We start from the raw sequence: 24,110 nt of genomic DNA, 5'->3' as shown, positions 1-24,110 counted from the left end.
GCAAGCGGCAGGGAGAGGGAACGGGGCTCAGCCGAACTGTTCGAGAAAGCGGACGTCCGAGTCGTAGAGCAGTCGGATATCGGGAATGCCGTATCGCGACATGGCGATGCGGCCCGGTCCCATGCCGAACGCCCATCCCGAGTACTTCGTGCTGTCGAGTCCCGCGGCCTCGATGACGTTGGGGTGGACGAGGCCCGTTCCCATTATCTCGACCCAGCGCTTGCCGCGGCCGTCGTCGAGGTCGATCTCCACGTCCATCTGGGCCGAAGGCTCGGTGAACGGAAAGTACGACGGCCCGAACCGCGTGCGGGTCGTCGATCCGTAGAAGCGCCTGGCGAAGTGCGTGAGCGTGGCCTTCAGGTCTGCGAAGCTGATGCCTTCGTCCACGGCGAGTCCTTCGAGCTGCGCAAAGACGGGCGCGTGTGTCGCGTCAAAAAAGTCGCGGCGGTAGACGTTGCCCGGGGCCAGGACACGGATCGGCGGGTTCCACTGCTGCATCGTCCGGATCTGCACCGGCGACGTGTGCGTGCGGAGGAGTCCACCGCCCGCGAGGTACAGCGTGTCGTGCATGTCCATGGCGGGGTGGTCCGCCGGAAAGTTCAGCGCCCCGAAGTTGTACCACTCGGACTCGGCCTCGGGCCCGAGCGCGATCGTGAAGCCCAACTCGCGAAAGATGTCGCAGATCTCATCGATGACACGCGTGACCGGGTGCGGCGCACCACGCCAGCGCTGCCTGCCGGGCATGGTGCGGTCAACCGTCGGCCCGGTCGCCACGGCCGCCGCGAGCACCACATGGCGCGCATCGAGCGCGGCTTCAAGCTCCTGCTTGAGCGCGTTGATCGCGGCGCCGGCGCCGCGCCGGTCCTCGGCAGGAAGCTGAGGCAGCATGGCCATCAGTTCGTTGAGGCGGCCATGCTTGCGTCCGACGAGCGCGGTGCGCACGTCGGTCCAGGCATCCACGGTGTCGGCGGCCGCGATGCGCGCGAGCGCCTCGTCGCGCAGCCGCGCGATGGTCAGACTGAGATCGGGCACGGTCACGAGTGGCCCACGAGGAGGGTGAGTGGGAAACGAAACGGCGGCTGCGCGAAGGTTTCGCCCAGCCGCCGATCACTTCCGGGATCGCCGGAACTACGCGGCGAGGGCGGCGCGGGCCTTTTCGGCGAGCGCCGTAAACGCGGCCAGATCGTGCACGGCCAGGTCGGCCAGGATCTTTCGATCGACTTCGATGCCGGCCTTGTGGAGCCCGTTCATGAACACCGAGTAGCTCATGTCGTTGAGACGCGCCGCGGCGTTGATGCGCACGATCCAGAGCCGACGGAAGTCACGCTTCTTGTTGCGGCGATCGCGGTATGCGTAGCGCCACGCCCGCTCGACCGACTCCTTGGCCGGGCCCCAGAGCTTGGAGCGGGCGCCAAAGTAGCCGCGAGCGGCCTTCATGTACTGCTTCTTGCGCGCGAGGCGCCGGGGGTTGCCCTTAACGCGAGGCATGGTGGTCTCCTTACGCCTGAATCAGTCGCTTGATCACCTTCACCTCGCCATTCGTGCCTAACGTGGCCGGGCGGCGAAGACGCCGCTTTCGCTTGGCGTCCTTCTTGGTGAGGATGTGGCTCTTGTTGGCCTTGAGGCGACGCACCTTCCCCGTCCCCGTGACGGAAAAGCGCTTCTTCGCCCCCTTGTGGGTCTTCATCTTCGGCATCGAACGGTTCCTCGCCCTACTTGGGCGCGAGAATCATGGTCAACGATTTTCCTTCCATCTTTGCCGGGCTCTCCACCTTGCCGATGTCGGCCAGGTCCTGCTGCACCCTGGCCACCACGGCCTGCCCGAGTTCCGGATGGGCAATCTGCCGCCCACGGAACATGAGAGTCACCTTCACCTTGTTCCCCTCGCCGAGGAACCGGCGCGCGTGACGCGTCTTGGTCTCGAAGTCGTGATCGTCGATGCCGGGGCGAAACTTCACCTCCTTCAGCTCGATCACGTGCTGCTTCTTCTTGGCGATCCGCGCCTGCTTGGCCTGCTCGAACTTGAACTTCCCGAAGTCCATGACCCGGACTACCGGAGGCCGTGCGGTCGCCGCGACTTCTACCAGATCCAACCCCGCCTCGTCGGCAAGGGCCATCGCCCTGTCCACTTCCATGATCCCCAACTGACTGCCGTCGGCCCCAATGACGCGGACCGGGCTGATGCGAATCTGGCGATTGACGCGAATGCGCTTGGTTGTGTCCTGAATAGTCCCGAACCCTCTGCAAAGTGGATGGAGATGCCTAACGAACACCTCCGGAAAAACAAACGCGGGCCTCGATGAGCCCGCGATGCACAACCGCCCGCCGCGGCAACGGCCGGGCAGACGACTCTTCTCGAGGACTCGGTCAGCGCCGGCAACCCGGGCCAACAGGTGAGAGCCGCGTTCGGCTCTACTTCAGCATGTTGTGCCTAAGAACCTAAGAGGCTTGATGTTAGCGGGCAAGGGCATTCCAGCAAGCTGCCGAGACCATACCGCCGGGCGCCGTACACCCACCTACGGCACCAGCGCCCACCCCTTTCCTTCCGCCCTGAGCCTCGACGACGCCACCGACGCGTCGTGCTCGAAGACCAGCAGCCAACCCTCAGCGGCGGCGCGAGGCCACAGTCGTCGCTTGGACTCCAGGGTCACGAGCGGCTCCACGTCGTACCCCATGATCCACGGGAGCGGCACGTGCGCTGTGGTGGGGCACACGTCCGCGAGAAAGCAGGCCACTCCCCCGTTGCCGCCATCCACGAGAATGCTCTGGTGGTGCGGCGTGTGCCCGGGCGTCGCCACCATCGAGATCCCCGGAACGACCTCCTTCGTGCCGTCCACGAGTTCGAGCTGTCCCGCCGCGATCAACGGCTCCCAGTTCTGACCGAAGTAACTCGCCGCCGTCCGCTCATTCGTGTGCGTCGCCCAATGATGCTCCCCACGGTGCGCGACGTACCGCGCCTTGGGAAACGTCGGAACCACTTCGCCACTCGACAGCAAACGCGTGTTGCCCCCAGCATGGTCGAAATGCAGGTGGGTGTTGATCACGGTGCGCACGTCCGAGAGCGCAAAGCCCAGCCCCACGATCGCATCCTCCAACCACGTGGCCCCGCCAGCCCCGGCATTGTCCACGCCATAGATGTCGCGGAACTTCGCGTTCTCCTTGTTGCCGAGCCCCGTGTCGATGAGGACGAGGCCATCCTCGTGCTCCACCAGCAGGCATCGCATGCCCAGGCCGATGCGATTGCGTTCGTCGGCCGGGATGCGCTTCTCCCACAGCGGTTTCGGCACCACGCCGAACATGGCGCCGCCATCGAGCTTCTGCCCTCCGGCCTGGATGGCATGAAGGCGCAGTCGGCCGAGCGTGACGGTCTCTGTGGATGGCGTGGCTGCGATCATATCGTGGGATCGTAATCGACGGAACGCGGCATCGCCGAGCGGCGACGACGCGCGCGACTCGTGCGCCGGTCCAGGCGCGCAGAGAGCGAGGGCCAGGTGTCGTGGCCCTGTTCCTCGGCCAGCGCGAGAAGGCGGCAGAGGATGTGCGCGGTCGCCACGGCGTCACCACCCGCGCGATGACGCTCCGTAATGGTCACCCCGAAGTACTCCGCAAGCGCATCAAGCGAACGACGACGGAGCTGCGGTAGCAATGCGCGCGCCATGCGCACCGTGCAGAGACGATCTCCATCGAGCGACGGTCCTCCGGCGCGCGCAATCTCCGTCGTCACGAATCGCCAATCGAACGTGGCGTTGTGCGCAACGAACACGCGTCCGCGCAGTCGCTCGACGACCTCGCGCGACACGTGCGAGAACTCAGGAGCTGATCGCACCATCTCCCACGTGATGCGCGTGAGCGCCACGATCTGCGGAGGGATCGACCGCTGCGGGTTGACGAGTGTGGTGAACGGCTCCCCAACCTCGCCGTCGTCGATGGGCACCACGGCAATCTCGGTGATGCGATGGCCAAGCCGCACGCCGCTTCCGGTCGTCTCGACATCGACCACCGCGTAGCGGAGAGAACGGACGGCCATCTCGTCCATTCGAGTGCCCGGTTCGCCCGGCGATCCCGCGAGCGTCGCGCCTGCCCGCAGGGCCCAATCGCCTGCGTCCGTCCGGACGAAATCGGCGTGTCGTGAGAACAGCGCATCGGCGATACGCGCGGCCACCACCGGCGGAGCACCCGGCAGCGCGAGCACCTGGCCGAGCAGCATGGACGGGGCGAGCGGGCCACTCGCCAGCGCAGCGCGCGCGCGGGCGATGAGCAGCGCGTCTCCAGGACGCTCGCGGAGACCAGGCAGCGCCACGCCGTGCTCCGCGGTGACGTCCCGCGGTCTCGCCTCGCGGCCGGGGTGGTTGTTGCGGGCGAACATGGAACCGAATAGTAACCGAAGCACGGCAATTATGGCTTCGGCGAGCCCTCTCCCTTCCGGCGAGAGTCGTGCCTACCTTGTGAATGAATTCACAAGGTCCGTATTCCCGTGAAGCGCATCGCCGACAGCACTGTTCGACGGCTCTCAGTCTACCTGCGGTTCCTGGAGGGGACCTCCAACCGCGGACCTGCCACGATTTCCAGCGAGGAGCTCGCCAGGCACGGCGGGACCACCTCGGCGCAGGTCCGGAAGGATCTGTCGTTCTTCGGTTCGTTCGGCAAGCGTGGACTCGGGTACTCCGTGCCGGAGCTGACGGCATCGCTGCGTGAGATTCTCGGCCTGCAGCGCACCTGGAACGTGGTGATCATCGGCGCGGGCAAGATCGGTACGGCACTGGCGCAGTACCACGGCTTTCGGTCGCGCGGATTCAATGTTGTGGCGGTCTATGACTCGGACGCGCGCAAGGTCGGTTCGAAGTGGGAGGACCACGTGGTGCAGGATTTCGCCAGGCTCTCCGACGACATGGCGACCCGGCCGGCGGAGATCGCGGTCCTGGCGGTGCCCGAGGACGTGGCGCAGGCCGCCGCCGAACGCGTGGTGGCGGCCGGACTTCGGGCGATACTGAACTTTGCTCCCGTGCAGCTGCAGGTCCCGCCCGATGTCGCCGTGCGCTCGGTGAACATGGCGATGGAGCTCGAGGGCCTCAGCTTCGAGCTGTCGAACCGCGATCGTTAGGCAGCGCGCGCGCCACGGCGGCCCACAAGGCGGCAAACTCTGCGGGTGACAGGTCTTCGGGGCGACGAAGGGGGTCGAGCGCCACGGCACCGACCACGCCGGCGGCAGCAACCGCGTCGAGCCCCGTGACGGTGCGAATGGCTCGCGGCAACTGGCGCCTGCGTTGACCGAAGCACCCGATCACGAAGCGGCGCAGCGCATCCTCGTCACCAACGACGGGTGCATCGGTCCGGGGGCGCAACCGCACGATCGCCGAGTCAACGTTGGGTCGAGGATGGAACGCGCCGCGACCGACGGCGCCCACCACGTCGACGTCGGCGACGAGTCGCACGTTGACGGTGAGCGCACCGTACTCCCGTGATCCTTCGACTGCCACAAGACGCTCGGCGACCTCACGCTGCACCAGGAAGACGGATCGGATTGGTCGCGGCGCACGGAGGGAATGAAAGATGATCGGCGTCGTGACGTAGTACGGCACGTTGCCGGCGAGCACGTACGGGCCGCGAGCGAGTGCTCCGACGTCGATGTCGAGGACGTCGCCCTCGTGAATGGTGACGTGGGAGCGTTCGCGATAGCGCTCCCGCAGGTGCGCCACGAGGTCGCGGTCGATCTCTATCGCTTCGAGACGCGCGCAGCGGTCCACCAGTTCATCGGTCAGGGCGCCCCGCCCCGGCCCGATCTCCACCACGGTGTCTGTCGGGAGCAGTTCGAGCGCATCGGCGATCCGGCGCAGCGCACCGCGGTCGGTAAGAAAATTCTGGCCGAAGCGTTTGCGGATCAACTCCGGGCCACCACGAGCGTCAGGTCGTCCCGACGTGGTGCGTCACCGGCGTGCGCGCGCACAGCGGCAAACACGCGATTCACAATGTCCTGCGGGGGCTCGTGGCGGATCCTGCAGACGAGGTCGAGGACGCGCTGTTCCCCGAGGCGGGCATCGGTGCGGTTGCGTGCGTCGGACACACCATCGGTGAACAGGAGCAGCAGGTCGCGGTTGGCGCTCCAGGCGCGTTCACGGGCCGAGGGCACGTCTGCCGTCATGCCGAGCGGTGGATCGAGCGCCCCGAGTCGTTCGACGGCACCGTCGTCCCCGATGACGAACGCATGAGGGTGCCCGGCGTTGGCGTAGCGGATGCTCCCCCGCACGGGATCGACGACGGCGTAGAACGCGGAGATGAACATTTCCGTGCTCTCGAGTTCGTCGCTCAGGGTGCCGAGCAGCTTGGCGAGCACCTCGGCGGGATCGGCGGTGGACTGCGCGTGGATCGACGAGGCGCTCATGACGAGGGCCATCACGAGCGCGGCGCGGATGCCATGGCTCGATACGTCACCGATCATGATGCCCGTACGGCCCTGGCCGAGGCGAAAGAGCTGGTAGAAATCCCCGCCCACGCTGTCGGCAGACAACACACGCGCAGCCACCTGCGCCTCGGGCGCGAACAGCCGCGCGTCGGGCAGCAGCTTGAGCTGCAGGTCGTTGGCCATCTGCATCTCCTGCTGCAGCCGCTGCTGGGCGAGCGAGGAGCGCACGAGTCGCGCATTCTGGATGGCCGTGCCGATCTGGGTGGCGATCGCGCTCACCAGCTTCTCGTCGCCAAGCGAGAAGTTCTCCCCCGACCGCCGCTCCGACAGCGTGACGACGCCGAGGGGGATGGCGCCGTGTGGCCCCGGGTTCGTCCACAGGATGGGGACGGCCAGCAGCCCGCCCTTGCGAAAGCGGGCTTCGGCCTCGCAGGGGCGGGCGTCGTCGTCGAGGATGACTCCGTGCTGTTCACGAAAGACGAACGACGTGACCGCGCTGGCGTCCTGGATGGCAATCGGCTGCGCATCCCGAGGGTCGAAGCCCAGGGCGCTCACCACCTGCAGCGTGTCGGTCACGCGGTCGTGCACGAGGATCGCCGCGCGGCGCGCGCCCACGGTCTCGCTGATCTCGGTGAGGATGCGCGCGGCGGCCTCCTCCAGCGAAACGGTGCGACCGAGGATCTCGCTCGTGGTGTAGAGCAGGTTGATCTCCTCGTATCGCTCGGCGAGTTCGTAGGCCGAGTGCTCCATCTCCACCGCCGACTGGTACCAGTGCCCAACGACTGGCAGCAGGAACGCCATGTACTCGGCCGCCTTCTGGCGCCGGGCGGGCGGGCACGGGCCGAGGCCGATCCATGCCCGCGGATTCCCGGGCACGCCGGCCACGATGAGCGTGTCGTCTCCCACCTGCACTTCGGCCGCGTGACTCCCCGCGGGGAGCAGCCCGATGACGCGCGGCGCGCTCAGGTCGGGACGCCCTGCGGCGACGACGAGCGGTCCGTCGGCGATCGGCTGGCTCCAGACCACAGCGGGGAGACCGACGGCGCGCTCGAAGCGCTCGAGGACCTGCGTAAGGTCCTTCACTGCCGAAAGAGGGTGAGCCGCACGACGTTGCCACCGTCGGTGTAGCGCTCGACCCGATCCATCAGCGTGCGCATGAGGTAGAGTCCGCGGCCGTCCTCGCGATCGAGTTGGGCCGGGCTCGTGGGGTCGACTGTGCACGCGTCGATGTCGAACCCCACACCTTCGTCCGCCACCTCCAGCACGAGGTGCACTTCGGTGAGGGTGGCGCGCAGGGTGACGGACTTGGAGACGTCCTCGCGATTGCCGTACAGGATCGCGTTGGACAGGGCCTCGGTGAGGGCGACCGGAACCGTGAGGTTGCAGGCCCTGGGCGGCAGGTCCCGCTCCGCGCAGTGACGGGCCACCATCCCCACGACGCCCTCGATCAGGCGCACGTCGCTGGGGATCGACACCTCGATCGGGAACCCACCGCTACCGTTGGTCGGGTGGGGCTCGCTGAACGGTGACATGGCAGAGGAAGAACGCGCAGCAGGGGCGCCCCGTCACGCGGACGGGTGCCTGACGAGTCCGGCGCGAGGTCCTAGAAGCTCGACAGCCCCGATTCCCGGGAGTGGGCGATCTGGAACAACGTGTCGAGCTTGGTCAGCTCGAAGAGCGTCTTGAGGTCGTCGTTCAGGCTGGCGAGGCGCAATTCGCCGCCGGATTCCCGGATCTTCTTGGAGAGCGAGACGAGGACGCCGAGTCCCGAGGAGTCGATGTATCCCGTCTGGCTGAAGTCGACGAGAAAGCGCCGTTCACCGCGCTCCAGCTCGTCGAGCACCTTTTGCTTCAGTTCCTGGCGGTTGCCGACGATCAGCTGGCCTTCGACATCGACGACACACACATCGCCGGACTTCCGGATCGCGAAGCTCATGCAGGGTCTCCTGGGAACGGCCGGTCACCCGGGAGGGTCGTTGCCGGCCTGCAGCGCGGTGATGGCCGCGACATGCATAATGTCGTCAGGCGAGGCTCCCCGCGACAAGTCGCTGCAGGGGCGCGCGAGCCCCTGCAGGATGGGGCCGACGGCGGTCGCACCGGCGAGCCGCTCGACGAGTTTGTAGGCGATGTTGCCGGCATCGAGCGAGGGAAAGACGAGCACGTTGGCGCGACCGGCCACCGTGCTCGCCGGCGCCTTCCGCGCACCGACCGCGGCCATCAGCGCGGCATCGGCCTGCAGTTCGCCATCGACCGCGAGCGACGGCTCGCGCTCCGCGACGAGCCGTGCCGCCGCGCGGACCCGCTGCACGGACGCACCGTCGGCGCTGCCGCGCGTCGCGAACGAGAGGAGCGCCACCACGGGCTCATCGCCAACGATCCGGCGCCGATCGAAGGCTGCCGCCAGCGCGATGTCCGCCAGTTGGTCGACGCTCGGCTCCGGCACGACGGCGCAGTCCGTGAACGTGAGTACCTCACCTGCCCCGGACCGGAACGGCGGAACGACCATGTAGAACGCGCTTGAAATGGTGCGCGCTCCCGGTCGAGGGCCGACGAGCCAGAGCGCCGCACGCAGCACGTCCGCGGTGGTGTAGACCGCGCCGGCCACGCACCCATGCATGTCGCCGTGGCGCACGAGATCGTTGGCGAAGATCAGCGGGTCACGGGCGAGGCGTGCGGCCTCGCTCCCGGAAAGGCCCTTCGCCTTGCGGCGTTCGAACACCTCGGCCGCCACCCGATCGACGCGCGCGTCGGTGGCCGTATCGATCGTCTCGACGCCGAGCGCTTCGATCTCCGTGCGGACATCGACCTGCGCGCCATCGCAGACGACCACCGGCTCCACGGTGTTCTGCGCGACCAGCGCGCGGATGGCCGCGCGGACGCGCGAGTCCGACGCCTCGGGAAAGACGATGCGCCGTCGCGTTGCCGCGGCCCGCGCCGCAAGACCGGCGAGGAAGGCGTCGCGCGCCGTCACCGCTACCGACCGTGCGGAAAGCGCTCGCGCAAGGCGGCCTCGACGCGTGGATGCACGAGCCCCTGGAGGTCGCCGCCGAACGTGGCCACCTCGCGCACCAGGCTCGCCGAGATATAGGTCGTGTCCAGGGAGGGCACCATGAACACGGTCTCGAGGCCGGGGTGCAGGTGCCGGTTCATCAGCGCCATCTGGTACTCGTACTCGAAGTCGGAAACGGCGCGCAGCCCACGGATGAGCATCTGCGCTCCCGTCTCCCGCGCGAAGTCGACGAGCAGTCCGTGGAAGTGTCGCACCGAGATGCGCGCCTCGCCCTCCATCGACTGCGTGATGAAGGCCACGCGTTCGTCGGCCGTGAAGAGCGGCTGCTTTGCCGGGTTTGTCGCCACGGCCACGATCAGCCGGTCGACGAACGCCAGCGAGCGTCGCATGAGGTCTTCGTGGCCGTGCGTGATGGGATCGAACGACCCGGCGTAGATCGCGGTGCGGGACATCGGGCTGTGGGCTGATGGTGGTGCGGCGCGTCGGCGGGCGAAAGGTGAACGCGCGCCTGCACCGCGTCCACCGTCTGGCCGGCGCTATCGACGATAGATGGTCACGGCGGTGCTGCCCCAGGCCCTGGTCTCCGTACCGCCCGGCATGGCGTCGTGGACTTCGTGCTCCACGCTCAGCACGTTCGCAAAAGGCTCGGCGAGCCAGGCGTCGGCCAGCGCGGCGCCGAGCCCGAGGCGATACGGCGGATCCGCGAACGCGAGATCCCACGCACCGACGCCAGCCTTGCGAACGAGACGCAAGGCATCGCCGCGATGCACGCGGGAGCGCTCGGCGGCACCGAGCTTTGCAATGTTCGCCCGGATCGCGGCGAGCGCGCCTTCGGACAGGTCGACGAAATCGCAGGACAGCGCGCCGCGGGAGAGCGCTTCGAGCCCCAGCGCCCCTGACCCCGCGAAGAGATCCGCGACGCGCGCGCCGGGGATCTCGTGCTGCAGGATGCTCATCCACGCCTCGCGCGCGCGATCGGCCGTCGGCCGCACCCGCTGGTCGCGGGGCGCAGCGATCGTGCGACCGCGCCACTCCCCGGCGATGATCCGCATGTCAGCCGCGAACGTCGCTGATCCGCGTCACGATCCTGGTCTCGCCCATGTAGCTGTCGCGTTCGAGCCGGAACGCCACGTCAACCGCCGCGCCGCTGGCAAACTCCCCGATGCGATCGGCCATGCCCCACCCCAACGCGTCGATTGGACCGTGTCCCGACGCCAGGCGCAGCTTGAGGCCTTGCCCGTCCTTGCCCACCGTACGCGGCGGGCCATGCAATCGCGCCCCTCGGATGGCGAGCGTCGGCGCGGGGTTCCCCATCCCGTACGGCTCGAAGTACCGCAGGAGCGCCTCGAGATCGGCGGTAATGTCATCGGCCGAAAGTTCGAGGTCGATGCGAAGCTCGTGGTACAGGTCGTCGGGCGTGAGACGCTCGCGCGCGACCTGGTTGAATCGCTCGGCGAACGCGTCGAGGCGATCGGCAGCGATGGTGATGCCCGCCGCGGCCCGGTGCCCGCCGTAGCGCACGAGGAGGTCGCTGCAGGCGGTGAGTCCCGCGTGCAGGTCGAAGCGCGAGGGTGATCGCCCCGAGCCCTTCCCCATGCCCTGCTCGAGCGCGACGAGCATCACGGGCCGCGCGATGTCTTCCACGAGCCGCGAGGCCACGATCCCGATAACGCCGGGGTGCCAGCCTTCGGCACCGAGGACCACGCCATAGACCTGGTCGAGATCGAGCCGGTCCGTCATCGCGCGCGCCTGGGCGAGCGTCTCGCGATCGATGTCCTGGCGAGCTTTGTTGAGTTCCTCGAGATCGCGCGCGAGTCGATTGCATTCGGTGACGTCGGACGAGAGCAGCAGTTCGACACCACGCATCGCATGTCCCACGCGCCCGGCCGCATTGAGTCGCGGCGCCAGCACGAAACCGATCTTCCCGGCGGTCAGCGGAGAACCCGCAAGTCCCGCCGCCTCGATGAGCGCGCGGAGCCCCACGTGGTTCGTATCGCTCATCATCTTGAGGCCGTATCGCGCGAGCGCGCGATTTTCGCCGCGCAGCGGTGCGACATCGGCAATGGTCGCCAGGGCGACGAGGTCCAGGAGGCGCAGCGCCACGTTGTCGCTGCCACCGAGCTTGCGGAGCAGCGCCAGCGAGAGCTTGAAGGCGACGCCCGCGGCGCACAGATCCTTGTCCGGGTACTCGCAGCCCGGCTGCCTGGGGTTGAGCACCGCCACGCACTCTGGCACCGGGCGGCTCGGCAGGTGGTGATCGGACACGATGACGTCGATCCCGGCGCTTGCGAGCCGCGCGATGGCGGTGTGCGCGCTGGTGCCACAGTCGCAGGTCAACACGAGTGTTGCGCCCTGGCGGATCGCGGCATCCACGCCGGCATCCCCCAGGTCGTACCCGTCGGTCATCCGGTGCGGCACGAACGGCTCGGCCACGCCGCCCAGGTGGCGCAGGACCTTGACCATGATCGTCGAGGAACAGATGCCGTCCACATCGTAGTCCCCGTGGACGAGAATCTTCTCTCCACGCTGGATGGCGCGCGCCAGCCGATCGACGGCGCGGTCCATGCCGAGCATCAGCGATGCGTCGTGCAGGTGTTCCAGCCGCGGGCGCAGGTAGCGCCTCGCCTCCTCGAGGTCGCCGTAGCCACGGGTGACGAGCAAGCGGCTCACCAGCGGCGGCAGGTGCAGTTCGCTCGTCAGGCGGTCCACCAGCCGGGGATCGGGCGCGGGGACGGCCTTCCACCGAGGGGCCAATCTTCGGCGAACGGGAGGGGCGGTCATGCCCGCAGTCTAGCAGGTCCCTCCGACGCGACCAGCATCATTCCTTTGCATAGATCAGCACGCCGCACGCTTCGCACACCTCGACCGACCCGGACGTGGTCATGGCCTGGCGGCGGTGGACGGGGATGGCCGTATCGCAGGACCCGCACGCGCCGGCTACGAGCGCGAACAACGACTGCGCCCGACGGCGCTGGCGGATGCGGTCGTATTTGGTGCGAAGGGGCGCATTGAGGCCGGTCGCCTTGGCCTCACGCGCCGTTCTCGCCTGCGTCAGCTTTGCCGCCAGGGCTTCGCCCTCCACCTGCAGCTGCTTGCGCGCCTCGCCCTGCTCCTCGTCGAGCACCGCGAGTTCCGTCTCCCGGTCCGCGAGGACTCGGCGCGCCTCGTTCACGCGATTGGTGACGTCGCGCAACGACCCCTCGAGTTCGATCAGCACCTTGCGTCCCATCTCGACCTGGGACACGGCGGCCGTCGCTTCGCGCATCCGTTTGACCACGTCGAGTTGAGCGACGTTCTTCTCGTGCCGCTGCTTGTGATCGGTCAGCCGCTGCGACAGGTCGGTCTTTCGTCGTTCATCGGCCTCGATGGTGCCGCGAAGTTCATTGATCGACTTGAGCGTTCGTGCGCGCACGGCATCGAGGGCCGCGAGGCGAGGTGCGACGGCGTCGAGCTCGGCCATGATGCCCTCGACGATCTCGTCTTCCGCCTGCAAGGCGATGAGCGCTGCTACATCCGGGTGCACAGTTCCTCCACGTGTGGGCTACGATCCTTCAGGGAGTTCCGAGGGCGTTCCCGAGGCGGGCGATCTCCCGCTGGTTGCCCATCTTCTCCGCGATCAACACGTCCTTCTCCTCACCCTGCGCCATCGGTGTGAGCGCATCGATGGCGCGATTCCTCTCCTCGAGCCGCCGCACTTCGAGCCGCGACAGGCTGTCCTCCACCGTCCGTTCGAGGTGCTGGATGGCTTCGGGTTCCGCGAGCAGACCCTGCATCGCTTCGATCGCGTCGTGCGACATGCCCTCGGCCAGCTGCTCGATCGTGGCGGACTCCTCCAGCGCGAGCACGCGCTCGAAGATCGCGCGGTAGGTGGGCTCCTGAAAGCTATCGGGTCCGAAGCGTTCGGCCACACGTTCGATGACGGCGCGTTCCCGGAGCATCGCGCGGATCAGCTCCCGTTCGGCCGAGATCGCCGGCCCTCGAGGGCGCGGCCGCGGGCGCGCGGCGCGGGGGCGTTCCTGCGGCTGAGGGGGCGCCGGAACGGTGGCTGGCGCCGCTGGCGCGCGGTTCGTGTCGCGACGTCCCGCAGCGCCGGCTTCCTCCTCGAGCACCTGCCGCGCCACCCCCGACGCCTGCGACGCGCGAGCGAGGTACATGTCGCGCATCACCGGGTCGATGCACGCCCGAATCGTGGGGAGCAGGTAGTCCACCGCCTTTCGCCGTCGATGCAGGTCGGCAAACCAGCCACCGCGCTCCAGGATCTGTACCTTGCGATCGAACACATCGATCGCTGCTTCGGTCGCGCGTTCCAGCGCCTCGCGCCCCTGCTTCTGCACGAAGGTGTCCGGGTCTTCGCCGGCGGGGAGCGACACCACGCGGACCGACAGGCCCTGCCGGAGCAGGAGGTCGCCGGCCTTGAAGGTCGCCTTGAGTCCGGCCTTGTCGGAGTCGTACAGCAGGAACACGTTCTTCGTGTAGCGCTTGACGAGCTCCGCCTGCGCCTCGGTAAGGGCGGTACCCAGCGGCGCCACCACCGCGTCGACCCCTGCCCCGACAAGGCGCATGGCGTCAAAGTAGCCCTCGACGAGGAACAATCGATCGTCGCGTCGCGCGGCGAGCCGGGCCTGGTTGAGGTTGTACAGCAGCGCGCCTTTGGAGTACACCGCGGATTCGGCCGAGTTGAGGTACTTGGGTTCGCCGGGACCGATCAGGCGACCGCCGAATCCCACCCCGCGACCCGAGAGGTCGAGGATCGGGAACACGAGCCGCTGCCGGAAGCGCGGGCGCGGCTCCTCCTCTTCGGCGCGTCGCACGAGGAGCCCGGCCTCGAGCTGCCGCGCGTCGTCGATGCCGAGGGTGTTCAGGTGCGCGCGCATGAGCCCGATCTCGCGCGGGGCAAATCCGAGCCCGAAGCGTTCCGCCAGGGCCCGATCGATCGTGCGCTGCCCGAGGTACTCGCGCGCCGCCGCGCCAAGCTCGTCCTCCCAGAGGATCCGCTGGAAGTACTGCGCGGCCGCGGCATTGGCTTCCCACAGTGGCTCACGCGGATCCGGCCCATCGTGCCGCGACGACGTGACTTCGTGCAACTCGATACCGGTCTTCTCGGCGACGTGCCGCACCGATCCCGGCCAGTCGAGACCCAGGCGCTTCTGCACGAACGTGAACACGTCCCCGTGCTCGTGACACACGAAGCAGTAGTACAGTCGCTTGCGTGGTGACACGGAAAAATTGCGGTGCGTTCCCTGGTGGAACGGGCAGGGCCCACGGAAGTCGGTGCCTTGCCGCTTGAGTTCCACGTATTCGCCGATGACGGCGACGATGTCGGCGCTCTCGCGGACCCGCTCGACCTCGTGATCGGGGATCATAAGTCCACGATCGTCACGCCGGCGCCGCCCTCGTTCCAGAGCCCGAGGCGGAACGTGCGCACGCGGGTGTCCTTCTGCAGCATTTCGGCGACGCGTTCCCGCAGCACGCCGGTGCCCTTGCCATGGATGATGCGGAGCGAATGCAGATCGGCGCGGACCGCGGCGTCGATGGCCTGCAGCACGGGCTCCTCCATCTCGTCGGCGCGCATTCCGCGTACGTCCACCTCGGAGGCCGCAATGATGTCCGGCACATCGCCCGTGACCGTCGCGACGGGCTCCACCGGCCGCGCCTCGGTGTGACGCAGGGCCGATCGCCGGTAGCTCATCTTCATTGCGCCCAGGGCCACCACCACCTCGTCGTCGCGCAACTCGACGACGCGCGCGGTGCGACCCTCGAGCGGCAGGATCTCGACGGTGTCTCCGATGCCTAACGGGGACGTCTCCGGGCGCGGCGCCGCGCGGCGCTGGACGTTCTGCTCCTCGCGGGCAATCTGCTCGAGCCGATCACCCTGCTTCGTGGCCGTGTGCTCCAGGCGACGCCGGGCCTCGCGCGCCGCCTCCTCGACGTTCCCGTCCTTTGCCCGTTTGAGGTCTCGCAGCACCTGTTCCACGGTCTGACGGGCGTCCAGCACGTGGCGACGGGCCTCCTGGCGCGATTCGCGCTCCACCGCGCGCTCCCGTTCGCGCAGCCGCGCCTCGCGCTCGGCCAGGCGGCGCGAACGCTCCTGTGCGGCTTCCGTCGAGGCCGCGAGTTCCTGCTCGCGAACGGCCATCGCGCCGTCACGCGCCTCGAGGGCCTGCAGCAGCGCGTTGAGATCGCGCTCCACGGTAGGCACGCGTTCCTCAGCGCGGGCGATGACCGATTCAGGGAGCTGCAGGCGTCGGGCAATGCTCAACCCATACGAACGCCCTGGTATCCCCTTGACCAACCGATACGTCGGGCCGAGCGCCACGGCATCGAACTCGAGCGAGGCGTTCACGATGCCGGGGACTTCGGTTGCCAGTTCCTTGAGCGCGCCGAGGTGCGTCGTGGCCACGGTCATCGCCCCACGCGTGGTGAGCGCCTCCAGGATCGCACCACCCAGCGCAGCTCCCTCGGCGGGATCCGTGCCCGAGCCCAGCTCGTCGATCACCACCAGCGAGCGCGCCGTGGATGACCTCAGGATCTCGCCCAGGTTCTTCAGGTGTGCGCTGAACGTGGACAGGCTCGCCTCGATCGACTGCTCGTCGCCGATGTCGGCGAAGACGTCATCGTAGGCCGCCACCTCGCTCGCTCCCGCCGCCGGCACCGGGATGCCGCTCTGCAGCATGGCCGAGAAGAGGGCGAGCGCCTTGAGGAGGACGGTCTTGCCCCCGGTGTTGGGGCCGGACACGAGCAGCGTCCGCTCGCCGGGCTCCATGGTGAGGTCGAAGGGCACCACCTCGATGCCCTGCGCGAGCAGCAGTGGGTGCCGGCCGTCGCGAACCGCGAAGCCCTCCCCTGCCCGTCGCAGTCGCGTCGCCTCGCATCGGAAGCGAATCGCGTACCTGGCCCGCGCGTACAGTCCGTCGAGTTCGACGAGCGCGTCGAGCGCATCCCGCAGTTCGGTGGCACTGGGCCGTAGCTCATCGCTCAACGCCATGAGGATGCGATCGACCTCGCGCGCTTCTTCTCCCTCCAACTCACGAATGCGATTGCACGCCTCGATCGCCGCCGGGGGTTCGACGAAGAGCGTGGCGCCGGACCCGGAGGCGTCGTGCACCAGGCCACCCACCGCCCCTCGCGCTTCGCGACGGATGGGGATCACGAAGCGCCCGTTGCGCAGCGTCACCGATGCGTCGAGCACGCGCTGGTGCGGTTCGAGGCGACTGACGATGCGTTCAAGGAGGGCGACGAGATCGCCCTGCGCGTGTCGCAACTCCCGCCGCACGCGGCGCAGCAGCGGCGATGCGTCATCGCGGACCGTGCCGTCGTCATCAATGGCCCGGTCGACGGCGGCTTCGTGCCTGGGGTGCGCGGGCAGCCGCTGTCGCAGCGCATCCAGCACGGTCCGCGCCACGAGCGGCTGGCGTGGATCGCGCAGGGACTCGGCCGTGAGTCGGCTCGCGCGCGCGAGCTGCGCGACGTCACGCAGCTCGGGACCCGTGAGCTGCGTCCCAGGCACGCGGAGCCGGGCGAGCGCCGCCCGCACGTCGGCGAATCCCTGCGGCGACCATCCCGCGTCGCTCGACACCAGGGCCCGCATGGCCGTGACGCGCGTGAGTGCCTGCTCCGCGTCTGCGAGATCCCCCAACGGTCGGAGCGCGCGCACCACCTCGGCGCCTAACGACGTCGCGGCGTGCCCCGCCACCACGTCGAGGACCGACGCGAACTGCAGGACGGAAAGGGCGTGGGGGTTCACGGGCGGCAGGAAGGAGGAAGCGCGCGCAGGCTTCAGCGCGGCGCCGCCAGCTCCTCCTTGACGATGGCGCTGAGCACCGCGCCGTCCACCTGACCCTTGAATCGGGGCACGACCTTGCCCATCACGGCGCCGATCGCCGTGGCGCCGCCCTCGATGGCGGCACGGACCGCGGCACGCACCTCGGCAGGGTCGATGGCCGGCGGCAGGTACGCCTCCAGCGCCGACGCCTCGTTCGCCTCGCGCTCCGCGAGTTCCGGTCGCGCACCCTTGGTAAAGGCCTCCACCGCTTCACGGCGACGCTTCAGCGCCTTGCGCACGACGTCGACGGCGTCCTCGTCGGTGAGCGCGCGGCGCAGCTCGATCTCCTTGTTCTTCATCTCCGAGAGCAGGGTGCCAAGCAGGAGGGACGCAGCCCTTTCCTGTGCCTTTCGGGCAGCGAGGGCGTCCCGCTGGATGCGGGCGAGGAGTTCCGACATGGGAATCAAGGGAGGAAGCAGCGCCCGCGTGCAGACCGTGCCGCGTGGTGATTGGCGGGCGAATCGAGAACGTTACCCATTCGCGACGGGCCGCGCTGGCAGGTCAGGTCGACCTGGGCCCGCGCCTGCCGACGCCCCGGCTGCCAATCCGAGTCGGAACCCTCTGCCTCCCAACCAGGCTCCCGGATCTCGCTTCGGCTGGAGGGCGACGTGTACCGAATCCATGCGCGACGGCCGGGCGCAGGGGCACCCCGAACTACCCCGGCGGCCACGCGAGCGGACGCTGACCCAGCACGTGCGCATGCACGTGAAACACCGTCTGGCCAGCGGCAGCGTTCGTGTTGATCACGGTCCGATACCCTGACTCGGCGATCCCCTCCGACTTCGCCACCGCCGCACACGTCAACAGGAGTCGGCCGAGCACCCCGGCATCGGTCGCATCGTTGAGTGTCGCAACGTGGGTTCGCGGAATCACGAGCACGTGAACCGGCGCCTGCGGATTGATGTCGCGAAACGCGAGGTTGTGCTCGTCGCTGGCCACCAGGGTTGCCGGGATCTCGCCCTTGGCGATACGACAGAAGAGACAGGAATCAGGCATGGGTGCGTGCCTCGGCCAGGGTAGCGCGGACGATCGCCACGCCAGCGATCGCGGCGGTTTCGAATCGAAGGATATCCCCGCCCAGCGCGACGCGCGTGAAGCCGGCGGCATCAAGCGCCACGCGTTCATCCTCCTCAAGTCCCCCTTCAGGCCCGATCGCGATCGACACCGGGGCCGTCATGCGCGCGGTAACGATGCCCGTGCCAGCCGGGTCGAGCACGAGGCGCGCGCCCTCGCCGGGGAGCGCCGAAACCGCGCGGGCGAGCGTGCTCTCGGGATAGAGCGACGGGAGCCAGCGCCCGCCCGACTGTTCGAGCGCCGACGCCATGCGCGCGCGCACCTTTCCGGTGAAGGTTGGCCCCTCACCGCGTGGCTTCACGCTGCGCGAGCGACGGTACATGACCGGTCGCCAGCTCGAGACGCCAAGCTCGGCGACCTTCTCCGCGAGCCAGAGCATGCGGTCCCGGTCGGCGATGGGAACGAGCAGGTGAATCGTCGGGTGCGGGATGGCGGCATCGATCGACGTGACCTCGACGGCAACGCCGGGCGCGAGGCGTACCAGCGTCCCGAGCGCTCGCTGCCCCTGGCCGTCGAGCAGTGCGATGCTTGCACCGACGCCGAGCCGGCGCACGCGCACGTGCCTGGCGACCTCGTCGCCCAGCGTGATCGTCGCGCCGCGTATGAGCGGCTCCTCCGCGAGGAGGAACGACGCTACGGCCTCGCGATCGTCACGCTCCACCAGTTCTCCTCTGCGTCATCGGCGCGCACGCTCCAACCATCGGCAGCGAGCGCTTCCAGCATGGACGATTGTTCGTCGACCAGGATGCCAGCCAGCACGGCGATGCCACCCGGGCGAAGCGCCTGATACATCGCCGGCAGCAATTCCACGAGCACCGAGGAGATGATGTTCGCCACGATGAGGTCCACGGGCGCAACGAGCGGGAGCAGCACGCCGGCATCACCCTCGAACACGTGTACGACACCGTCCATGCCGTTCGCTCGGACATTCTCCTCGGCGTTGGCGATCGCCTCGCCGTCGTACTCCACCGCGAAGACGCGCGACGCCCCGAGCTTTGCCGCGGCGATGGCGAGCACTCCGCTGCCCGCGCCCAGGTCCGCAACCACCAATCCGGGGCTCATGACCTGCTGCAGCAGGCGGATCGCGCCTCGCGTCGTGGGATGGTCTCCGGTACCAAAGGCCATGCCCGGATCGATCACGATGGTCCGCGCCGGGTCGAGGCCCTCGGCCAGCCACGGGGGCGCGATCGTCACGGCACCGAGGTCGTGGGCCCGCAGCCGATCGCGCCAGGCCAGACTCCAATCGGTGTCGTCCGCGCGGCCCACCGTGCACAGCGCATCCGGCGAGGCCTCACGAACGGCCGCGACGATGGCGGGCATGTCCGCTTCGGGCGGAAAGTGCGTGACGAGGCTGGCGCCGTCTTCGTGCACCCCGAGCGCTCCGGCGGAGAACAGCGCGGCGAGCACCTCGTCGCGCGCTGCGCCCGCATCGACCCGCAGCGACGACCAGCTCACGCGCCCAGCGCCTCCTTCATCCTGGACCAGAACCCCTTGGATCGCGCGCTCTCCGGCGGCGTCTGTGCGTGAGCGAGGAGTTCCCTGAGGAGTGCCTCCTCCTCGCGGCTGACGCGATCCGGCGTCCACAGCTGAACGCGCACATGCATGTCGCCCACGCCCGAGGCGTTCACCTGCGGAAGGCCGCGCCCGCGCAGGTGGATGATCTGGCCACTCTGGGTTCCCGGCGGAATGCGCACGGACAGCCGCCCGCCGAGCACCGGGACGTCGACATCGGCACCAAGGACCAGCTGCGGGTACGACACCAGGACTTCGGTGTACAGATCCTCGCCGTCGCGCTCGAAGCGCGGATCGTCGGCCACATCGAAGACGATGAGCACATCGCCGCGCGGCCCGCCACGCGCACCGGCGTTGCCGAGGCCACGCAGCGTCATGTATTGCCCCGAGGACACGCCGGCCGGAATCTGGACCGGGATGGTGTGCTCACCGCGCAATCGTCCCTCGCCACGGCACTTCTTGCACGGCGACGTCACGACCACGCCTTCACCGGAGCACATCGGGCACGGGGCCACGGACACAAACTGTCCGAAGAATGAACGTTGCGCGCGCCGCACTTCCCCGCTCCCGCTGCACGTGTGGCACGTGGTGGGCTTGGTCCCCGGCTCGGCGCCCGTGCCGGCGCATTTCTCGCACGGATCGAGCAGCTTGACCGTGAAGGTCTTGGTCGTCCCCGCGGAGACCTCGGCGAGACTCAGTTCGACCGTGATCTTGACGTCCTGACCGCTTCGCGGCCCTGAGCGCCGGTTCCCCTGGGCAAACAGGTCGTTCAAGCCGCCGAACCCGCCGAAGTCGCGCATGAAGATGTTGAGCGCCTCGGACAAATCCACGTGATGGAAGCCACCGGCACTCGCGCCGCGGAGCCCGGCTTCGCCGTAGCGGGTGTAGGCCGCGCGCTTCTCGGGATCGCGAAGCACGTCATACGCCTCGGTGATCTCCTTGAACTTCTCCTCGGCGTCCTTGGAACCCTCGTTCTTGTCCGGGTGCCATTTGGTCGCGAGCCGGCGATACGCCTGCTTGATGTCATCGTCGCTCGCGTCGCGTGCGACGCCGAGCACCTTGAAGTAGTCAGCCATGAACGGGTCAGTGCAGGATGTCGGAGACGAGCACCGACGTATGCCGAACCAGCGCGATCACCTTGTCGTACGGCATCCGCGTCGGACCGATCACGCCAATCACGCCCGAGAGCGCACCGACCGAATACTCGGCGGTGACGATCGTGAACCGCTCGAGTCGCGGATCGCCGTGTTCGTTGCCGATGGTGATCGAGAGCCCCGGCGCCGCGGATCGCGTCCGCAGCAGTTCGGCGAGGTGCGTCTTGCGTTCCGTCAGGTCGAGAAGGCGGCGCATGCCGTCGCCGCTGGTGAACTCCGGCTGGTCGGCGAGTACCGAGGCCTGGCCGAGCACCACCCCGGAATCGTCCGTACCGACCGGCAGGTCGAAGAGCGTATCGCCCTCCTGCACAAAGACATTGAGGAGGTCGGTGGCGCCGGGAGTCGCCGACGTGTCGCGCAGCCGCTCACCTAACGACTGACGGATCTCGCGCAGCGTGAGTCCGGCAAGGCGCTGGTTGAGCACGACCATCACCTCGGCCACCACGCGTTCCGCCATCTGGCCGGGCACCTCGACGAAGATGGTGCGCACCGCTCCCCCTTCGAGCGTCAGCACCAGGAGCAGCCGCTCTTCGGTCAGCCGCACGAGTTCGAGCCGCTGCAGTCGGACGCTGTCGAGCCGCGGCCCGAGGGCAACGCCCAGTTCCTGGGTCACGATCGACAGGCTCTGCGCGGCGCGGCGCAGGATGGTCTCGATCGCCGACGCGCCACTCCCCGCGAGCTGCTCGCTCAAACGCTCGGCCTCTGGCCGCGGCGCCTGCGGGGCCCGCATCAGGGCATCGACGTACTGCCGATACGCGATGTCCGTCGGCACACGACCCGCCGAGGTGTGGGGATGGTAGAGATACCCCTTCTCCTCGAGGTCGCTCATGGTATTGCGGATCGTCGCGGGCGAGACGCCAAGGCCAAATCGGCGCGAAATGGTTCTGGATCCGGCAGGCTCCGCGGTCTCGACGTAGCTCTGAATGACGGCCTCCAGAACCTTGCGCTCGCGCTCCGAGAGTTCGGGAAGGCCCATAAGTTCAAACCTAGTAACGACTTCGGTTGCCAGTCAAGGCACTAACCAGGGCATCGAGTCTGAGCCAACCGGTCGGAGTCAGACGAAGTCTGCCCTCTCGCACGGCTCCCCAGCCGGTCTGACACCAGGACTCGACCATCGGCGTGTCCTGATCTTCAACCACCAGGCCAGCGTCGGAGCGCAAGCCAAGGTACACCGCTTCGATCGCGTGCTGCTCGCGCGACAGGAGTTCCTGCCCGGCTATGGGATCCTCACCGCGAGCCACCGCGAGATCCCAGGCCACGAACTCCGGCCGATTCCAGCGTCGAACCCGCCCGTCAAAGCCATGCGCCGACGGACCGATCCCAAGGTAGGGTGCCCCGGTCCAGTACGCGGAGTTGTGCACGGCGCGGTGCCCGGCGCGCGCGTAGTTGGAGACCTCGTAGTGGTCGTAGCCAGCGGCGGTGAGAACATCGTGGGTCCGCAGGAATTCGCGCTCGTGCACTTCGTCATCGGCCGCGTGGAGCTGGCCGCGCGCGGCCTGGCGTCCGAGCGGGGTGTGCGGCTCGATCGTGAGCCCGTAACACGAGAGGTGCGGCGGGTGGATCGTGACCGCCGCGTCGAGATCGCGTTCCCAGTTCCGGCTCACGCCCGTCGGCAGCGCGTAGATGAGATCAAGGGAAAGCTCGTCGATCCCTTCGCCTCGCAGGACGCGCACCGCCTCGCGTGCGGCCTCGGCGGTGTGCACGCGGTGCATCCACCGGAGTACTTCCGGGTCGAAGCTCTGTACACCCAACGACACGCGCGTGACTCCGGCCTCGCGCCATCGTGCCACATCAGGCGCGGAAACATCCTCGGGGTTGGCCTCGAGCGTGATTTCGGCGTCGAGCGCCACGCCGATGCGCGAGGTGATCGCCTCGATCAACCGAGCCACGCCTTCGCCGCCAAGCCTCGATGGTGTGCCACCGCCGAGGTACAGGGTCGCGAGCGGAGTGTCCGCGTGCAGGCCGCGCACGGTCAGTTCTCCCGCGATCCGCTCCGCGAAGGCGCGCGCCGGCACGTCACGGCGCACGGCGATCGCGAAGTCGCAATACGAGCAGCGCCGCGCACAGAACGGAACATGGACGTAGAGGTGCCTCGCGCTCATCCCCGAAGCTAACGCCAGGCCGCGCGCACCATCCCGCTGGCGTCCACCTCCGCCCAGCCCTGCACCGTGAGTGTGGCCAGCGCGGCTGCGAGTGCGGACGGCGAGAGCCCGGACGCTGCGAGCAACTCGTCAGGCAGCCTCGGTCCCACGCGCAACACGTCCACCACGGCGGATTCGTCCTGACCGAGTTCCGTGGCGTCCGGTGCCGTGGATGTCGAGAGCGCCCGACCGCCCATTCGACCGCGCGTCGTGAGCGCCAGGAGACCGAGCAGGTCTTCGACCGAGGCCACGGCCTGTGCCCCGTCGCGCAGCAGCTGGTTGGAGCCGGCAGACGCCGGTACGTCGATCGGCCCGGGGACGGCGGCGCAGATGCGGTTGATCGCGCCACCAACCGTCGCGGTGATCAGCGCCCCTGACCTGTGACCGGCTTCGGTGACGAGGATGACGTCGGCCAGGGCGGCGATGAGGCGGTTGCGTCTGGGAAACGCGCCACGATGGGCGCGCGCGCCTGGGAGGGCCTCCGACACGACGACCCCATGGCGACAGATGGTCTCGTACAACGCGAGGTTTTCGAGCGGATAGGGCATGTCGACCCCGGTACCGAGCACCGCGACCGTCCCACCTTCGCCATCGAGGGCGGCGCGGTGGGCGTGAGCATCCACGCCGCGGGCGAGTCCGGAAACCACGGTCACGCCGGCCCGCGACGCCCCCGACGCAAAGCGCGCGGTGACCCGGACGCCGTAACTCGTGGCCTCGCGCGTCCCGACGATCGCGACCGACACGCGGGACAGCCGATCGACCCGCCCCAGCGCGAAGAGCACTGGCGGTGCATCGGCGAGCGCCGTGAGCGACGTTGGGTAGGTGGGTTGGCCGAACTCCAGGACCTGGACGCCGAGCCGCGCACATGTGCGGACCACATCGCGCGCACGCGACCAGGCGGCCTGCTGCACATCGTTTGTGAGCGCGAGCAGGGCCGCCGCCGGACCACCCTGAGCGGCGGCCTCGTGCCATCCCCCGGCGCCCAGCCCCCTCACGC

General features: G+C 68.6%; 26 protein-coding genes. 1 reads left to right on the top strand and 25 read right to left on the bottom strand.

Annotated elements, in window-relative coordinates:
• Nucleotides 1-27: 27 nt before the first annotated feature.
• The 6 genes from pheS to IT361_16835 form a co-directional block, all read right to left on the bottom strand.
• Nucleotides 28-1,038, bottom strand: coding sequence for a phenylalanine--tRNA ligase subunit alpha (gene pheS, locus IT361_16860; GenBank protein ID MCC6319345.1), 1,011 nt, complete (start codon nt 1,036-1,038; stop codon nt 28-30).
• Nucleotides 1,039-1,128: 90 nt separating this feature from the next.
• Nucleotides 1,129-1,488, bottom strand: coding sequence for a 50S ribosomal protein L20 (gene rplT, locus IT361_16855; protein MCC6319344.1), 360 nt, complete (start codon nt 1,486-1,488; stop codon nt 1,129-1,131).
• A gap of 10 nt (nt 1,489-1,498) precedes the next feature.
• Nucleotides 1,499-1,696, bottom strand: coding sequence for a 50S ribosomal protein L35 (rpmI, locus tag IT361_16850; GenBank protein ID MCC6319343.1), 198 nt, complete (start codon nt 1,694-1,696; stop codon nt 1,499-1,501).
• Nucleotides 1,697-1,712: 16 nt separating this feature from the next.
• Complete coding sequence (locus tag IT361_16845; GenBank protein ID MCC6319342.1) at nt 1,713-2,228, bottom strand: translation initiation factor IF-3; 516 nt, start codon at nt 2,226-2,228, stop codon at nt 1,713-1,715.
• A gap of 288 nt (nt 2,229-2,516) precedes the next feature.
• On the bottom strand, nt 2,517-3,395 hold the full coding sequence (locus tag IT361_16840) for an MBL fold metallo-hydrolase (GenBank protein MCC6319341.1): 879 nt from the start codon (nt 3,393-3,395) through the stop codon (nt 2,517-2,519).
• Complete coding sequence (locus IT361_16835) at nt 3,392-4,366, bottom strand: 3'-5' exonuclease (protein ID MCC6319340.1); 975 nt, start codon at nt 4,364-4,366, stop codon at nt 3,392-3,394. The genes IT361_16840 and IT361_16835 overlap by 4 nt, the downstream gene beginning before the upstream one ends.
• A 108-nt stretch (nt 4,367-4,474) precedes the next feature.
• Between IT361_16835 and IT361_16830 the strand changes: the two genes are divergently transcribed.
• A complete protein-coding gene (locus IT361_16830) occupies nt 4,475-5,101 on the top strand; it encodes a redox-sensing transcriptional repressor Rex (GenBank protein ID MCC6319339.1) in 627 nt (208 codons plus the stop codon).
• On the opposite strand, the gene rsmA is transcribed toward IT361_16830, so the two are convergent.
• The 19 genes from rsmA to dprA all read right to left on the bottom strand — a co-directional run bounded on the left by rsmA (nt 5,070) and on the right by dprA (nt 24,108).
• Nucleotides 5,070-5,882 carry a ribosomal RNA small subunit methyltransferase A gene (gene rsmA, locus IT361_16825; GenBank protein MCC6319338.1) on the bottom strand — a complete coding sequence of 271 codons (813 nt, stop codon included), beginning with the start codon at nt 5,880-5,882 and terminating at the stop codon, nt 5,070-5,072. The two genes, IT361_16830 and rsmA, sit on opposite strands and share 32 nt — an antisense overlap.
• Complete coding sequence (locus tag IT361_16820) at nt 5,879-7,483, bottom strand: SpoIIE family protein phosphatase (protein MCC6319337.1); 1,605 nt, start codon at nt 7,481-7,483, stop codon at nt 5,879-5,881. The genes rsmA and IT361_16820 overlap by 4 nt, the downstream gene beginning before the upstream one ends.
• Nucleotides 7,480-7,932, bottom strand: coding sequence for an ATP-binding protein (locus tag IT361_16815; GenBank protein ID MCC6319336.1), 453 nt, complete (start codon nt 7,930-7,932; stop codon nt 7,480-7,482). The genes IT361_16820 and IT361_16815 overlap by 4 nt, the downstream gene beginning before the upstream one ends.
• Nucleotides 7,933-8,003: 71 nt before the next feature.
• Nucleotides 8,004-8,336, bottom strand: a complete 333-nt coding sequence (locus tag IT361_16810) for an STAS domain-containing protein (protein ID MCC6319335.1) — start codon at nt 8,334-8,336, stop codon at nt 8,004-8,006.
• A gap of 24 nt (nt 8,337-8,360) precedes the next feature.
• Entirely contained in the window at nt 8,361-9,371 is a 1,011-nt protein-coding gene (pta, locus tag IT361_16805) for a phosphate acetyltransferase (protein MCC6319334.1), read from the bottom strand.
• Between the two features lie 2 nt (nt 9,372-9,373).
• On the bottom strand, nt 9,374-9,862 hold the full coding sequence (coaD, locus tag IT361_16800) for a pantetheine-phosphate adenylyltransferase (GenBank protein ID MCC6319333.1): 489 nt from the start codon (nt 9,860-9,862) through the stop codon (nt 9,374-9,376).
• An 84-nt stretch (nt 9,863-9,946) separates the two neighbouring features.
• The gene (locus IT361_16795; GenBank protein MCC6319332.1) at nt 9,947-10,462 is read right to left on the bottom strand and encodes an RsmD family RNA methyltransferase; all 516 of its coding nucleotides are present in this window, start codon (nt 10,460-10,462) and stop codon (nt 9,947-9,949) included.
• Nucleotide 10,463: 1 nt separating this feature from the next.
• On the bottom strand, nt 10,464-12,191 hold the full coding sequence (recJ, locus tag IT361_16790; protein MCC6319331.1) for a single-stranded-DNA-specific exonuclease RecJ: 1,728 nt from the start codon (nt 12,189-12,191) through the stop codon (nt 10,464-10,466).
• A gap of 37 nt (nt 12,192-12,228) precedes the next feature.
• The gene (locus IT361_16785) at nt 12,229-12,933 is read right to left on the bottom strand and encodes a hypothetical protein (protein MCC6319330.1); all 705 of its coding nucleotides are present in this window, start codon (nt 12,931-12,933) and stop codon (nt 12,229-12,231) included.
• A gap of 28 nt (nt 12,934-12,961) precedes the next feature.
• On the bottom strand, nt 12,962-14,773 hold the full coding sequence (locus IT361_16780) for a DNA primase (GenBank protein MCC6319329.1): 1,812 nt from the start codon (nt 14,771-14,773) through the stop codon (nt 12,962-12,964).
• Nucleotides 14,770-17,154 carry an endonuclease MutS2 gene (locus IT361_16775; protein MCC6319328.1) on the bottom strand — a complete coding sequence of 795 codons (2,385 nt, stop codon included), beginning with the start codon at nt 17,152-17,154 and terminating at the stop codon, nt 14,770-14,772. The genes IT361_16780 and IT361_16775 overlap by 4 nt, the downstream gene beginning before the upstream one ends.
• A gap of 32 nt (nt 17,155-17,186) precedes the next feature.
• Nucleotides 17,187-17,630, bottom strand: a complete 444-nt coding sequence (locus tag IT361_16770; protein MCC6319327.1) for a GatB/YqeY domain-containing protein — start codon at nt 17,628-17,630, stop codon at nt 17,187-17,189.
• A gap of 256 nt (nt 17,631-17,886) precedes the next feature.
• Nucleotides 17,887-18,228 carry a histidine triad nucleotide-binding protein gene (locus IT361_16765; GenBank protein MCC6319326.1) on the bottom strand — a complete coding sequence of 114 codons (342 nt, stop codon included), beginning with the start codon at nt 18,226-18,228 and terminating at the stop codon, nt 17,887-17,889.
• A complete protein-coding gene (locus tag IT361_16760) occupies nt 18,221-18,967 on the bottom strand; it encodes a 16S rRNA (uracil(1498)-N(3))-methyltransferase (protein MCC6319325.1) in 747 nt (248 codons plus the stop codon). Before IT361_16760 ends, IT361_16765 begins: the two co-directional genes overlap by 8 nt.
• Nucleotides 18,940-19,761 (bottom strand): 50S ribosomal protein L11 methyltransferase, encoded by an 822-nt coding sequence (locus IT361_16755; GenBank protein MCC6319324.1) that lies wholly within the window; start codon nt 19,759-19,761, stop codon nt 18,940-18,942. Before IT361_16755 ends, IT361_16760 begins: the two co-directional genes overlap by 28 nt.
• Nucleotides 19,758-20,894, bottom strand: a complete 1,137-nt coding sequence (dnaJ, locus tag IT361_16750) for a molecular chaperone DnaJ (GenBank protein MCC6319323.1) — start codon at nt 20,892-20,894, stop codon at nt 19,758-19,760. Before dnaJ ends, IT361_16755 begins: the two co-directional genes overlap by 4 nt.
• A 7-nt stretch (nt 20,895-20,901) precedes the next feature.
• Nucleotides 20,902-21,948: a heat-inducible transcription repressor HrcA gene (hrcA, locus tag IT361_16745; protein MCC6319322.1), complete on the bottom strand. Its 1,047-nt coding sequence runs from the start codon at nt 21,946-21,948 to the stop codon at nt 20,902-20,904.
• Nucleotides 21,949-21,958: 10 nt separating this feature from the next.
• On the bottom strand, nt 21,959-23,074 hold the full coding sequence (gene hemW, locus IT361_16740; protein MCC6319321.1) for a radical SAM family heme chaperone HemW: 1,116 nt from the start codon (nt 23,072-23,074) through the stop codon (nt 21,959-21,961).
• An 8-nt stretch (nt 23,075-23,082) separates the two neighbouring features.
• A complete protein-coding gene (dprA, locus tag IT361_16735) occupies nt 23,083-24,108 on the bottom strand; it encodes a DNA-protecting protein DprA (GenBank protein ID MCC6319320.1) in 1,026 nt (341 codons plus the stop codon).
• Nucleotides 24,109-24,110: the final 2 nt, after the last annotated feature.

This window comes from Gemmatimonadaceae bacterium (assembly GCA_020846935.1).
Classification (GTDB): domain Bacteria; phylum Gemmatimonadota; class Gemmatimonadetes; order Gemmatimonadales; family Gemmatimonadaceae; genus RBC101.
Note: the sequence above shows the minus strand (reverse complement) of the source record. Positions and strands in the feature narration are given on the sequence as shown.